Consider the following 14,544-nt stretch of genomic DNA (forward strand, 5'->3'; position numbering starts at 1 on the left):
CGGGTCATTGAAATTTACATTCAAAGGCATAAAAAAATCGGCTTAACCGCTTGTTACAGACAGGTTAAGCCGATTTTTATTTTAAATAATTAATAAATCCTCTTTACAACAACTTTGCTGTTCGTCTGCGCGATCGCAAACTCTTTTGCATTCTCGTTGGGCGGGGAAATGAAGATCTGTTTTTTCTTCTTGCCATCGGTACTTACCCAGTTGGCAGAATATATTTCGGGCAATGTTCCGGCATAGATCGGGTGGTTGTCGGAAAACATGAACACTTCTTCTTCCTCGTAGGCCAGTTCCAGATCGCTTCCTTCAATCACGTCACAGATTATTTTCAACTTGCCAAAGTCATCATCTACCAAGCCTTTTATCCTTGCTTTCCCGAAAAAAGGATCTTCTTCAAAATCCCAGCGGATATAATATTCGATTACATTTCCTATCTGAGAATCAATATAATCGGCGGTCAGCAGTTGTTCCTGGCTCATGGTTGTATTTAGTTTCTTGCACTCCTTTTTATAAAGCAAATCTCAATCCCAGGAGTTATGGGCATTTTGACAAATGTAATCTTAACGTGCATGTTTCCAAAAATAATCGCTTCCGATCGCGAATTAATTTGGAAATAAAAAAATTATTCTAGCCGCAAATCTGCCCCGTTTTTTGTAACCGCTGCTGACATATACTTGTGAAGGTTAGCACGTGCGAATCGCTGTTATCACCACTGGAAACATAGCGGTATGATTTTTGTCGTGCACTATACGTATTCATTTCAGGACTCAGTCCTATCACTTAGCCAAACGATAAATATATGCAAACAACTCAACGATTATGTGAGGTAGAGCCTGGCACGGGCAATCTCATTTTTCAGAGGGGTCGGGTCTTGCTTTTGTTTTGCCTGCTCGCAGTTACAAGCACCTACGCGCAGCAGGTAACACCCGATTCCGCTAAAAAAGATTCCCTGCCCAAGCCCGCAGCACAACCCATTCCGGCGCAAGCGCCAGCCGCCACTCCGGCGGCACCAGCACAAGCAACACCGGCAGCGCCGACAAAACCCGCAACAGATACCCTCCCAAAGACAAAAACATCTACTGATACAAGTTCCGCAGCCCCGCTCGTAAAGCCAACCCAGAATTTTGATCCTCTGGTAAAACCAGCAGCGAAGCCGGATTCTACCGCCCAGCCGGGTGCGGCCCAGCCGAGTGCAGCCCAACCGGGTGCGGCCCAACCACAAGCTACGCCAGCCACAGGAGCTGCAAAGCCCGACAGTACGAAACAGCAGACGCCGGTTGGCAATGTTCCTGCACAGCAATCGGCAACGCAGCCGGCACAACCCGCAGCTGCGCAGCCAACCACCGCGCAACCCGCCGCCGGACAACCAATCTCAACTCAGCCGGATTCGTTGAACCTGAATGCTAATCCACAGGCCGGGCCGCAGTTAGGCGCAGATGCCAAGCCCGTTTCAGGGAAGGTTGTTGATGAGAAAGGCCTTGGATTGCCCGGTGTCAGGGTCCTCGTAAAAGGAACGGAAATCGTTTCCGAAACGAGTCCGGAAGGGACATTTGAGATGAAGGTGCCTGCTAAGGGAGCCATTCTTGTCTTCACTTTTATCGGTTTTGCAACGAAAGAGGTCCCGGTAGGAAACCAGGCGAAGTTTAATGTGCAGCTGGTTCCCGAAGCCAAAGCCCTGAATGAAGTGGTTGTGGTAGGCTATGGAGCCCAAAGCAAGCGCGATCTGGCGAGTTCAACTTCCCGGGTTTCGTCCCAGGAATATAAATCGGCTGTCGTGAATACAGTGGATCAGGCATTGCAAGGTCGCACCACGGGAGTTTCTGTGGTCGAATCTTCTGGTGAACCGGGAGCGTCCACTGTGGTGAGGATACGGGGAAATAACTCATTGAGCGGCAATAACGAGCCATTATATGTGATCGATGGTTTTCCTATGCCTCCCTACCGGGAAGCGGGCGCAAACTTTACGGGCGCTTATTCTCAAAATGGATTGTACGGCATTAACCCCAATGACATTGAAAGCATGGAGATCCTGAAAGATGCATCGGCAACGGCCATTTACGGTTCCAGAGGTGCTAACGGGGTTGTTTTGATCACTACAAAATCGGGTAAGCGTGGCGAAGGCCGTGTGGAACTGGTGAATAAAACTTCTTTCGGGACGATCGCTAATCCGATCAAAATGATGAATTCGCGGCAATATGCAGAAACCATCAATGAAAGCTATATCATTTCCGGACGCCAGGCACCATTTGAAAATCTGGATAGCGCACTTACAAACACCGATTGGGTAGAGGCAGTAACGCAGCCCAGCTTCCGTGAAGACATTACGTTAAGCCTTTCCGGCGGCAGCCCGAAATCTTCCTATTATATATCCGGAAACTATCTGAGAGAAAAAGGAACGATCATTAATTCCAATAACAACAGGGCCAGTTTGAGGGTTAACCTCAATAATGAGATCAACGATTGGTACAATGTAAAAGGCCAGGTTGCTTTCACCAGGCAGAAGTCGAACCGCGCCGTGACAGCCTCGCGCGCATGGCCAAACTCGGGTGGTTTAATGGACGGCCTTCGTGCCGCTCCGACGCTTGCGGTAGACTATCTGGGAAACAACAGCCTGGGAATCCCGAACTATCAGGGTTACTATTTTGCCAATCCTGTAAATGAGCTAATGGCCAAGCACGATGTTACGCAGAACGATTATTCGGTGCTTAACATTGAGAATTATTTCAAGCTCGCGGATGGCTTGCAGCTTGTGGTCAGCCTCGGTGGTAACCAGAATCTGACCCGGAGAAATGTATTTCTGCCGCCCAGCACAGCCGATGGAAACCAGGTTAAAGGTCGCGGTAGCAACAATACATCCAATACGTATAGTTATAATGTCAATGCGTATTTCCAGTACGAAAAGACATTCAAGAAAGATCACTACCTGAATTCGACATTGGGTGTGGAATATAACGACCAGACTGTTGAATTCGTCAGCACTAACTATTCCGGTTTTGATGTTCCGTTTTTCGGGGTCGACAACATTGGAAGTGCGCAATCGCAGGGCATCGGTTCCTTTAAAGAGCAGCGGATATTACAGTCAGGCTTTCTCCGCGCCAATTATACTTATAAAGGAAAGTATGTGTTAAACACTTCCGTAAGGATCGATGGTGCTTCGGCTTTTGCCGCCAACAATAAATATGGCGTGTTTCCATCCGTAGCGCTTGCGTGGAACCTGGAACAGGAAGAGTTTATGAAGCGTGTAACATTTGTGTCCAACACAAAGCTTCGGGCTTCTTTCGGTGAAACGGGAAGCCAGGCCATCGGCCCTTATTCTTCATTATCCCAATACACCAGCGGATTTTATGAAATGGGACCTGGCGGCGACGGCAGCGTGATCAATACGGGCATTTATCCGAACTCCATCGCCAATCCAAACCTAACCTGGGAACGCACGCGCCAGTTTAACATCGGAGCTGACTTTAATGCAGCGCGCGACAGACTGGTTTTCAGTTTTGATTATTACAATAAAGTAACGTCAGATCTGCTGCAACCCAGGAAAGTGCCTACGCAATCGGGTGTGGGGACAATTATCGATAACTACGGGACAATGCGTAACCGCGGGGTGGAGCTTAGCATTCAGGCAAACATTATTCAGAAGAAAAATATAACATTCTCTTCCCGTTTGAATCTTTCGCGCAATATAAACACATTGGTCGACCTGGGAGAACGTACACAGCCTGATTATGTGAGCATCAATGGAAACTTGCTTGGAGGCGTTTCGGGTATACTCACGCCGGGTGAGGAAGTAGGGCGCTTTTTCGGCTTCCGCGTGTCGGGTCTGACGCAGACTTCCTCCTTCGACAGCAACGGAAATCCTACTTTCCCGACATTTGAAGGACCGCGTCCTGCGGGTTCAAAAGGCACACCGCTTTACGGTGCCTGGATTTACGAAGATATAAACGGCGATAACATTATCACTGCCGATGACCGGATCGTGTTGGGCAAATCAACACCCGACTTTACGTTCGGTTGGAGCAATGATCTGACGTGGCGCAACTTCTCAGTGAATGCACTCTTTACGGGTTCTGTTGGGAATGATGTTCTGAATCTTACCAATTTTTACATTAATAATGGTGTGGTCGATTACGGCGGCGTAGGATTTAATCAGTCTGAGGATTGGTACAACAACCGCTATACCGAATCAAACCCGCATAACAATGTAAAATATCCGGGTATCCAGCGCGGGATTGCTTCGGGGGACATTAACTCCACGATGCTGGAAGATGGCAGTTTTATCAGATTAAAAATGCTCAGCCTTTCGTACACTTTCCCAAGGTTAGGGCCGGTGCAAAATCCGCGCTTATTTGTGACTGGGACCAATATCTGGACGGCAACAAAATATACCGGTTTTGATCCTGAGGTGAGTTCCTACGCGCAGTCGCTGCTGCAACAGGGCATTGACTATGGCGCTTATCCGTCACAACGTTCGTACACCATTGGCATTTCCTGCAATTTTTAATTCAGATCAAAGCATTATCAATATGAAATACCATATAAAAATTACGGCAATGCTTGGCCTTGCGCTGGGCATTGTTTCCTGCAAAGACAACCTGGAAGAATCTCCATATTCGTCGTTAAGCAAAGAGGTTGTATTTAAAGACGAAGATGGCCTCAATCAGGCAACCATTGGGGTTTACCAGGCCTGGACGGCGCCCGATTTTTCGGATATATCGAGCCGGTTTATCCTCACAGAATCGGGGCATCGCTATGCGACTGCTGGCATTTTGGGCTCTGGTTCAGACCCTTATTATCGGTTCGGGCATGTTTCCACTTCCGGTGCTTTCGAGGCGGTTTGGTCACGGTTTTATAAGATTATTTTCAGGGCAAATACGGTTATCGACAATGCGGCCAGGGCCGTGCCGGGTGAAGAAGAAGAAGCCGATCCGTACATTGCCGAGGCGCGGTTCCTGAGGGCTTACGCTTATTTTAACCTGGTAAGGCTGTTTGGCGGTGTGCCTTTACTGTTGAAAGAAATCAATTCTTTATCAGATGAAGATTTGATTTTTGCCCCAAGAGAAACGGATGTGGCTGTCTATGAAGCTATTATAGCTGATTTAACCTTTGCTGAGGCAAACCTGCCCGATTCGCGTGGTGGTGCCGAGCTGGGACGCGTGTCTGCGGGAACTGCTAAGGCCATGTTAGGCAAAGTGTATCTGACAATGGCGGGTAAACCGCTGAACAAGACGGAAAATTACCAGAAGGCGGTTGACAAGTTCAGCGAGATAGTAGGTCCGGCGAATGAGGAAAAGTTTGATTTTGAACTCATTCCCGATTTTGCTGAGGTGTTTTCGCTGGACAATGAACGCAACCGGGAAATCGTGCTTTCTTTCGGCTATTTTGTTAATTCGTCGAATCCAAACGGGAACATTCTTCCTTTCAATCTTTTCCCCTCAGGGCTGGTTAATGGTGACGAGCAGACGAACTACGGTTTGACTTATGATTTTTATAAATTATTTGAAAAAACAGATACGCGCAGGCCATTCACGCTTGTGGACAGATATATTTTCAAAGGCGGCGCCAGGGCAGGGGCGGAAGAGGGGGATAGCATTATCTATAATCCTGAGATCGGTAACTACGTGAACAAGCGTACCAAAGCTTCCCTGGCACATGACGACTTCAAATATGGTATAGCCTATGGTAAGCTGGCAAGGGTTGCCCGCCCTGCCGGCGCCGCAATACAGGGATACAGCGCTGACCTGATCGAATTGCGTTTTTCGGATGTGTTGCTGTGCTATGCAGAAGCATTGGTCGAAACAGGCAAAACGGCACAGGCATTGCCGATCCTGAACCGCGTTCGCGACCGCGCTAAGGCTACGCCTTCAAAAGCAACGGCGGCCGCGGCTCTTCGCACTGCTATCCGGACCGAACGCCGGTTAGAGCTTACTGGCGAAATGACAACCGTTTTCGACATTCGCAGGTGGGGCACATTGCAGCAGGAAATTGCGGCAATGTCAGAAGATCAGATCGTGGATAATGTGCTGATCCCGTATTCGCCAAGACTTGAATTGTATCCGGTTCCGCAGTCGCAAATTGATGCGAATCCGAATTTGCGACAGAACGACGGCTGGTAAGATTTCATAAGGCCAACTAAATTTAAGAGACTTTCTGGTTCGCCGGGAAGTCTCTTTTCGTAATTTCCTCGCTATTTTTGTAAACGCAACAAATAGCATTATGACCCTGTCTCCGCGACACATTACATCCCTGGCCTGGACTATTGCCTTTGCCTTCTTCTCGTCCTGCCAGCAACATTTAGCTGTTACCAAAAATGAATACAAGCAATACGCGGTTGATAATCAGACAGGTGAGGATTCTTCCATTGTAAAATATTATCTTCCTTATAAGGCTAAAATGCAGGCAGAAATGAGCAAGGTCATCGGGCAAACCGCTCAGGCGCTTACCAAACCGTCTGATCCCGAAACCCTCATGGGCAACTATTTTGCCGATGCCATGCTTACCGAGGGATTAAAAAAAGATCCGACCATTCAATTCACATTATCAACTAAGGGCGGATTACGAACCACTTTTCCGGAAGGCGACATTACGGTTTCAAATGTATTTGAACTGATGCCGTTTGAAAATGAAATGGTTACTTTAAAATTATCCGGTGAAAATGTGCAGCAAGTCATTGATTTTATTGTAAAAAAGGAAGGTGAGCCGATTTCAGGAATGCGGATGAAGATCAGGAATGGCGTGGCTTACGACGTGACCATTGCCGGGGAGCCTTTTGATAAAACCAAAACCTATAACCTGCTCACCTACGATTATCTGGCAGACGGCGGCGATGACCTGGAATGTCTGCGTCACCCGATTGAAAGAAAGGAAATTAACAAAAAAGTGCGTGAAGCGCTTTTGGATAACATCAATGACCTGACCCGTCAGGGGAAGAAAATAACCGCTCAGCTCGATGGAAGAATTGTCATTATCAAAGAATAGCCGCAGGGATTTCCTGAAAAAAAGTGCAGGCACAGCGGCTCTATTTGCGCTGGGAAATCCATTTGAATCTTTCGCCCGCGGTGCTTCGGTGCGGCTTACCATCTTGCATACCAATGATGTGCATAGCCGCATAGAACCATTTCCAATGGACGGCTCGCGGAACCAGGGGTTAGGAGGCGTTGCGCGCCGGGCTGCTTTGGTGAAAAAAATCCGGCAGGAGCAGGGAAATGTCCTCTTACTCGATGCTGGCGACATTTTTCAGGGCACACCTTATTTCAATTTGTACGGAGGCGAGCTGGAATTGCAGATCATGAGCGATATGGGTTATGATGCCGCCACTATGGGAAACCATGATTTTGATAACGGCGTTGCTGGCTTTGTAAAACAACTTCCGCATGCCAAATTCCCTATCCTGGTCAGCAATTATAATTTTGACAACACAGAGCTCCAAGGTAAAACGCAGCCTTACAAAATATTTGGAAAACAAGGTTTGAAAATCGGGGTTTTCGGGTTAGGGATTGAATTAAATGGTTTGGTAAATAAAAAAAACTACGGCGACACCGAATATCTGGATCCAATCAGCAAAGCCAATGAAACGGCGTCATTGCTGAAAAACGACAAGGATTGCGACCTGGTCATATGCCTTTCGCACCTGGGTTATAAATACAAGGACAACAAAGTTTCCGACCAGATCCTGGCCAAGTCCACCCGGAACATTGACCTCATCATTGGCGGACACACGCACACATTCATGAAACTTCCCGAAGATGTAATGAACCTGGACGGCAAGGTTACGACCATTAATCAGGTCGGCTTTGCGGGCATTAACCTCGGTCGCCTGGATTATTATTTTGACAGGGAATCGAAAAGTAAGAAAATGGTTTCGGCCGTTTATCCGGTGCATGGGCATGGGCTTGTATAAGCAGCCGGTCAATTATTCCATATGCAGAAACTGTTGCCTGATTTTCTCTTCTTCCAGGTCCAGCTGGGCAAGGTGCTGACGGATCACTTCCTCTTCAAAGGTTTCTTTCTTATTGAATTTGTTCAGAACAGCGCGCTTATGGTCCAATAGTTCTTTCGTAATGTGCTGAAATTCTTTAATATAGTCGTAGCCTTCGTTTGTGGTTTCGGGATGGCTTACGTGTTCGAGGAAGCCGAGGTCACTTTCAATCTTCGTTTTTAAACTCTGTAACAACTCATTTTTCGGCAGTTCATCCGCGTGCCGCTCATTAATGAGCAGCAGCGATTCTTCCGCCAGCTTTCTCCTGATTTTAATGTCCTGATCCTGTGCGCTGATTTCGTAGTCCAGCTCCCCCACATCCATCCATTTGATAACCAATGGCAATGTAAGTCCCTGGAAAACAAGCGTTACCAGAATTACCACAAATGTAATGAACAAGATCATATTGCGCTGCGGGAACGGCTGACCGTTGGTTAGCAGCAGCGGGATCGACAATGCGGATGCCAGCGAAACCACACCGCGCATGCCCGCCCACCCGAACATGAATGGCGCACGTAGTCCCGGTCTGCTATCGGCCGTACGAATGTACCGGCTGACCACAACGGTAAATAGCGAAGCACCGATGGCAGATGCCAGTCGAGTCAGGATCACCACCAGCGAAATAATCAGTCCGTATTTGATAGCGTCCGGCAATGCGTCCGGTCCCATTTCTTTTACAATTACAGGCAATTCGAGGCCGATAAGCATAAAGACAATGCCATTCAATACAAAACCGACTGTTGACCAGACATTTACACCCTGTATCCGGCTCAAATGTCCCATAATGGTGTGGCTGTGGTAAGAAAGAAACAGGCCGCCGCTTACCACCGCGATGACGCCGGAAAAATGGAATTCTTCCGCGGCAATGTACATGGCATAAGGTGCCACAAAGGTAAGGATCGTATCAATGCTAGGGGTGGTGGGAAGCCAGCGGTGAATAGCGTAGAAGATCAATGCGATGGTGAGTCCGACGACAACACCCATAATGATCACAACGAAAAAGCTGCTGACCGCTTCCTGTAACACGAATGTTCCTGAAACCACCGCCGCAACGGCAAACCGGAAGACGATCAAACTGGATGCATCATTGAGCAAGCTTTCGCCTTCCAGAATCGTCACCAGACGCTTGGTAACTTTCACATCCTTTAAAATAGACGTCGCGGCGACGGCATCCGGAGGCGAAATAATGCCGCCCAACAAAAATCCCAGAGGCAATGTAAAACCCGGAATGATCGAATTGGAAACATAAGCGATGACGCAGGAAGTTAGGATTACGACAATGAATGCGAAGGAACCGATCACACGCCGCCATTTATAAAAATCTTTCCAGGAGGTTTGCCACGCGGCATCATACAGCAGCGGCGGCAGAAATATAAGGAAGATCAGCTGCGGGTCAATGGAAATGGTCGGTAACCCGGGGATGAAGCTGATCGCCAGCCCGCCGAGCACCAGGACAATAGGGTAGGAGACTCTGATCCGCTGCGCCAGCATCACAAGGAACAAAATGATGACAATCAGCGAAATGTATAGTATAATTTGTTCAGACATAAAGGATTAAGGTGGTGCTTTTTATCTTACGAATAATTTGATTCCGTTTGTAGACTTCAAAACAATCTGCGGATGCATACCGACCGGGTGGGATGGATCAGCTTCAAAATCAAATCGTTTGAGCAAGGAAGCCAGGATCAGCTGCATTTCCATCATGGCAAACTGCTGCCCGATACAGATCCTCGGCCCGGCTCCGAAAGGCAGGTAATTGAATTTCGGCCTGTCCTTCACATTGTCGGCGTTAAAGTTGTCTGGGTCGAATGTCAAGGGATCTTTCCAGAGGTTCGGATTCCGGTGGAGCTCGAAGACTGACAGGAAAACGGAAGTGCCGGATTTCACATCAAAACCTTCAATCTCCTGATCCACCGTTGCTTCACGCGTCATGGTCCATGCGGGCGGGTAAAGTCGCAGGCCTTCCTCCACAACCTGCCTGGTATAAGGCATTTGCATGAGCTGGTTAAAAGTGGGCACATTATCAAAAATGACACTTTCGAGCCTGATCTTCGCCACAATTTCAGGTTGCTTTGCTAATTCGAGCAATAGCCAGCTTAACCCCGTTGCGGACGTTTCGTGGCCGGCCGCAAACATGGTGATCGCCTCGTCCCGGATCTGCTGATCATTCATCTGCTCGCCGGTTTCTTCGTCAATGCTGTCTAGTAAAAGTTGGAGCAGGTCATTTGGCCTTTCGCCCGAAATGCGCCGTTGGTGGATGAATTCAAAAACCAGTTTATTGAAATAAGACAGATCGGTTTCAAAGCGGCGGTTTTCACCATTAATAGCCATAATGGGCACGCGGTATGGCTTGCGGACCCTGGTTACCAGGTATTTTTGTGTCCGGTTGACCTGCTGGTAAATCCGGGCTTTGTCCTCGGTGGTCATATTTCCAAAAAGCGTTTTGAGCGCGATATCGGAGGTTATGCCCATCATTTTGGCATCAATGTCTACGGCATCTTTCCCGCGAGCAGCTTCCATTTCATCCAGAAAAGAAGCGGTTAGAACGCCCATAGCAAGGAATAACTCCTGCAATCTTTCGCGATGGAATGCAGGTTGCACCAGCCTTCTTTGCCTTAACCAAAAATCGCCATCACTGGTAACCAGCCCGTTTCCCAGCACCGGACGTAACATTTTTGAAGAACTTCCCTTTTTGAAATTACGGTTATGCTGCTGCAAAACGTGCCTGAAAAAGCCCGGGTCACGGGTCACGACAAATTCACGGAACAGCTTCATCTTAAATGTATCGCCACAGGCGTCGAATCCCTGGTGGAGGAAATGCAAAGGGTTTTTGGCAAACTTGAAAGGGGCCATAATGCCCAGCCTTCCAAGCTTGTAAACGGGAATGTTACGCATGGCTGGAATCAAAAGAGAATTTATGCAAATAAGTCATTAAGGCATAAAAAAACCATCCTTATTGAGGATGGTTTCGTAACATTCGCTTGAAACAGCTTGTCCTGCTTACTTTTTGCCCGCGAAAGAGCGCAGCATCCAGGTATTTTTTTCTTTGAACTGCATGAAACGATTCACCATATCATTGGTCCCGTCGTCGCCCGCTTCATCGCTGGCAATCAGCAGGTAGCGCTCCAATTCGATCAGCTTTGCCATATCGTCCAGCAATGCTTCAACCATATCCAGGTCAGACATGCCGATAGTGTCGATCTCCTGGATCGTAGATTCTTTGATATAATCCGCAAAACGGCTGTGTGGCGGCTTGCCTAATGTGAGCACGCGCTCGGCGATCTCGTCGATGGTCAGCTGTGCGTTGGTATAAAGTTCTTCGAATTTTACGTGAAGGGTGAAGAAGTTCTGGCCTTTGATATTCCAGTGGCACCCTCTCAATTTCTGATAGTGAATGTGGTAATTGGCCAGGTAATCGTTCAGAAGGTCTACCACAGGTTTTACTTCTTTCTCATTCAGGCTTATCGCTTCGGCATTCATGATTTTTTTGGATTAATGTTGATTCTGATTTATAACAAAACCATACCACCATCATTTAGTTTCACATATATACGTAAAAGACGGTTTATGTTTAAAAAATGGGGAAGGGTGGCCAATTTCGGTGTTTTTTTCACTTGCAGGCACGATAGTTGAAAGTTGCTCGTTCAATACGCGTCAGACGGGCATCTCCGTTTTATAGTCCACAATTTAATTACAAATATGATTACTAAAAATTTCAAATTGCTCAGCGTTCTGGCCCTGGTTTTCACATTGTCGGGAAGTATTTCAAGCGTTCAGGCACAGGGAAAGGAGGAGGACAAGATCAGGGCGGCAGTTACCGTGCTGGATGATTTCAGCAGCATGGAGGAAAGTATTCCGGCGCAATTGCTGGACATTTCAAAAGGGATCATTATCGTCCCGAAACTGATCAATGCCGGCCTGATGGTGGGCGGGAAGCATGGTAAGGGCATTGCAATGGTAAAAAATGCGAAAGGCGAATGGAGTGACCCGGTATTTGTCACCATCACAGGCGGCAGTGTAGGCGCGCAGATCGGCGTTCAGGCTGTTGACCTTGTTCTGATTTTCAAGAACAGCAAAACATTAACTGAGATCGGCAAGGGAAGCTTTACATTAGGCGGCGACCTTTCTGTTGCCGCCGGTCCGATGGGAAGAAGTTCTTCGGCTAGTACGGATTACAAGCTGGAAGCGGAAGTTTATTCTTATTCGAGAAGCAAGGGATTATTCGCAGGTGTGACGATCAATGGCGCAGCACTGTCTGTGGATGCCAAAGCAAACAATGCTTTTTACGGAAATACGGACAGCGCCAACACGATTTTCACGTCATCCAGGATCTCTTCAAAACCGGTTGCAGATCTGAAAGACAAGCTTGATGATTTAAACTAACATTGATTTGCCATGCCATCTTCTGTTGTCGCAAAAATGATATACGACGGAGATACCGAAACGTTGCGGATTGTGTATGTTTCGGGGATGGTGTATGATTATAAAAATGTTCCTTTGGAAGTGTACCAGGCTATGAAGAACTCAGGATCCAAAGGGACATTTTTAAACAATCATATCAAAAACAATTATGAATTTGAAAAGATAAACGACTGATAGTTTACGTTTACAGTTAGTCTGAGAATGTCACGGGACCTCGCAATTCTTCTCGTTGCAAAACTTCACTTCTCCCGTTTTTTCATTTCTGCACTTCACTTTACCGGTTATTTTCACCGTAGCACCCTTCTGTATCGACTCGTGGTTGATGATCACCCAAATGTCCTTACTGCCCTTGATTTTGACACGTGTGCCATCAAAAAATTTTTGTACCGCCATCGTTTACTTTATGTTCAAGGGGCAAATATAATGTATCAAATGTTCCCTTTTTTCATTTCGCTCACCGCGTGGTCTACCGCCCTTGCTGTTAATGCCATATAAGTCAGTGACGGATTTTGTGTGGATGTGGACGTCATACACGCGCCGTCGGTGACGATCACATTAGGGCATGCGTGCATCTGGTTCCATTTATTAAGCATGGAAGTTTTTGGATCATTACCCATCCTTACGCCACCCATTTCGTGGTTTTCACTGCCTGGATTTCGATTTGTATCAGAAGTCTTAATATTTGAAAAACCAGATTTTTCAAGCATTTCGCTGAGCTCGTTGTAAAAATCTTTGACCATTTTCATGTCATTATCATCGAATTCGACATGCATTCTAAGCTGCGGAATGCCCCAATCGTCCTTTAAAGTTTTGTGAAGACTTACAAAATTTGTCTCCTTAGGCAGCGTTTCTCCCATCATTTGCGCACCCAGGCTCCATCCGCTGTCGTCCGGCTTGAAGAGGCTTTCTTTTAAAGATTCACCCAGTTCATTGGATTTAGCGCCCATTTTGGAAGCGGAAAAAGAGGTTGCGTAACCGCGGAGGAAATCCGTTTCCTGTTTGAAAACATTCCTGAAACGCGGGATATAAGCGCCATTAGGTCGACGTCCTTCCACTGTCCGGTCGTGGTAACCGTCAAATTCTGCGCTCACGCGGCCCCTGTAATTGTGGAAACCGATGAATTTTCCCAGCAGACCATTGTCATTGCCAAATCCATTAGGGAAGCGATTGGAAATAGAATTAAGCAGGATCAGGTTCGAGTTGATCGCTGATGCATTTACGAAAATGATTTTGGCATAATATTCCGTCATTTCTTTGGTCAATGCATCCACCACACGCACGCCTGTCGCCCGCTTCTTCTTTTCATCATAGATAATGGAATGCACAACGGAATGCGGTTGCAATGTAAGGTTCCCCGTCTTTTCAGCCCATGGCAATGTGGACGAATTCGAACTGAAATACCCGCCGAACGGACATCCGCGCTGGCACATGGTCCTGTGCTGACATTTGGCACGGCCCTGCTCGGTGTGAATGGGCTGCGGATCGCTGATATGCGCCACGCGACCGATAATGATGGGACGCGTATTGTTGTAATTTTTGGCTGTCTGATCGCTGAAATGTTTTTCCACACAAGACATTTCATGGGGTTTAAGAAATTCACCGTCAGGCAGTTGGGGTAAATTATCTTTGTTGCCGGAAATCCCTGCAAACTTCTCAACGTAACTATACCAGGGTGCAATGTCCGCATAGCGGATCGGCCAGTCAACACCGAAACCGTCCCTTGCCGGTCCTTCAAAATCGAAGTCAGACCAGCGCTGCGTTTGCCTAGCCCACAAAAGTGACCTGCCGCCCACCTGATATCCGCGCATCCAGTCGAAGGGTTTGTCCTGCACGTAAGGATGTTCCGCGTCTTTCACTACGAAATGCATGGCATCTTCCTTAAAAATATAATGCTTGCTGGCCATCGGGTTTGCCTGCCTGATCGCGAGGGAAGGCTGGCCGCGGTGCTCGAATTCCCAGGGCTGCATATTGGCAGTAGGGTAGTCCACAATGTGTTTTACATCCTTCCCGCGATCGAGGATCAATGTCTTTAAGCCTTTCTCCGTAAGCTCCTTAGCCGCCCATCCGCCACTAATCCCCGTTCCCACTACAATGGCATCGAAGGTCCGCTGCTTAACCGAATCGATATTGAAATTTGACAT

The 14,544-nt window shown here is 47.5% G+C and carries 12 protein-coding genes; 6 read left to right on the top strand and 6 right to left on the bottom strand.

Features of this window, described 5'->3' with window-relative positions:
* Positions 1-89: 89 nt before the first annotated feature.
* Entirely contained in the window at positions 90-485 is a 396-nt protein-coding gene (locus NFI80_RS06265; RefSeq protein ID WP_026632093.1) for a hypothetical protein, read from the bottom strand.
* A 320-nt stretch (positions 486-805) separates the two neighbouring features.
* On the opposite strand from NFI80_RS06265, the gene NFI80_RS06270 reads away from it, so the two are divergent.
* From NFI80_RS06270 to NFI80_RS06285, 4 genes are all read left to right on the top strand, one after another.
* Complete coding sequence (locus tag NFI80_RS06270) at positions 806-4,507, top strand: SusC/RagA family TonB-linked outer membrane protein (protein WP_235163774.1); 3,702 nt, start codon at positions 806-808, stop codon at positions 4,505-4,507.
* A 22-nt stretch (positions 4,508-4,529) separates the two neighbouring features.
* A complete protein-coding gene (locus NFI80_RS06275; protein ID WP_235163773.1) occupies positions 4,530-6,119 on the top strand; it encodes a RagB/SusD family nutrient uptake outer membrane protein in 1,590 nt (529 codons plus the stop codon).
* 100 nt (positions 6,120-6,219) lie between these two features.
* Positions 6,220-6,981: a 5'-nucleotidase C-terminal domain-containing protein gene (locus NFI80_RS06280; RefSeq protein ID WP_235163772.1), complete on the top strand. Its 762-nt coding sequence runs from the start codon at positions 6,220-6,222 to the stop codon at positions 6,979-6,981.
* A complete protein-coding gene (locus tag NFI80_RS06285; RefSeq protein ID WP_235163771.1) occupies positions 6,953-7,903 on the top strand; it encodes a metallophosphoesterase in 951 nt (316 codons plus the stop codon). The genes NFI80_RS06280 and NFI80_RS06285 overlap by 29 nt, the downstream gene beginning before the upstream one ends.
* A gap of 12 nt (positions 7,904-7,915) precedes the next feature.
* Here the strand turns inward: NFI80_RS06285 and NFI80_RS06290 are convergent, their stop codons facing one another.
* The 3 genes from NFI80_RS06290 to NFI80_RS06300 form a co-directional block, all read right to left on the bottom strand.
* Entirely contained in the window at positions 7,916-9,529 is a 1,614-nt protein-coding gene (locus NFI80_RS06290) for a Na+/H+ antiporter (protein WP_235163770.1), read from the bottom strand.
* A gap of 21 nt (positions 9,530-9,550) precedes the next feature.
* A complete protein-coding gene (locus tag NFI80_RS06295) occupies positions 9,551-10,876 on the bottom strand; it encodes a cytochrome P450 (RefSeq protein WP_235163769.1) in 1,326 nt (441 codons plus the stop codon).
* Between the two features lie 105 nt (positions 10,877-10,981).
* Positions 10,982-11,461: a Dps family protein gene (locus NFI80_RS06300; RefSeq protein WP_235163768.1), complete on the bottom strand. Its 480-nt coding sequence runs from the start codon at positions 11,459-11,461 to the stop codon at positions 10,982-10,984.
* Positions 11,462-11,680: 219 nt separating this feature from the next.
* On the opposite strand from NFI80_RS06300, the gene NFI80_RS06305 reads away from it, so the two are divergent.
* Both NFI80_RS06305 and NFI80_RS06310 read left to right on the top strand, forming a co-directional pair.
* The gene (locus NFI80_RS06305) at positions 11,681-12,364 is read left to right on the top strand and encodes a lipid-binding SYLF domain-containing protein (protein WP_235158639.1); all 684 of its coding nucleotides are present in this window, start codon (positions 11,681-11,683) and stop codon (positions 12,362-12,364) included.
* A gap of 12 nt (positions 12,365-12,376) precedes the next feature.
* Positions 12,377-12,577, top strand: coding sequence for a KTSC domain-containing protein (locus NFI80_RS06310; protein ID WP_235163767.1), 201 nt, complete (start codon positions 12,377-12,379; stop codon positions 12,575-12,577).
* A 30-nt stretch (positions 12,578-12,607) separates the two neighbouring features.
* Here NFI80_RS06310 and NFI80_RS06315 read toward each other — a convergent pair whose 3' ends face one another.
* Positions 12,608-12,796: a hypothetical protein gene (locus NFI80_RS06315; RefSeq protein WP_235163766.1), complete on the bottom strand. Its 189-nt coding sequence runs from the start codon at positions 12,794-12,796 to the stop codon at positions 12,608-12,610.
* A gap of 35 nt (positions 12,797-12,831) precedes the next feature.
* Positions 12,832-14,544 (bottom strand): GMC oxidoreductase, encoded by a 1,713-nt coding sequence (locus NFI80_RS06320; RefSeq protein ID WP_235163765.1) that lies wholly within the window; start codon positions 14,542-14,544, stop codon positions 12,832-12,834.

Source organism: Dyadobacter chenhuakuii (assembly GCF_023821985.2).
In the GTDB taxonomy this organism is placed as follows: domain Bacteria; phylum Bacteroidota; class Bacteroidia; order Cytophagales; family Spirosomataceae; genus Dyadobacter; species Dyadobacter chenhuakuii.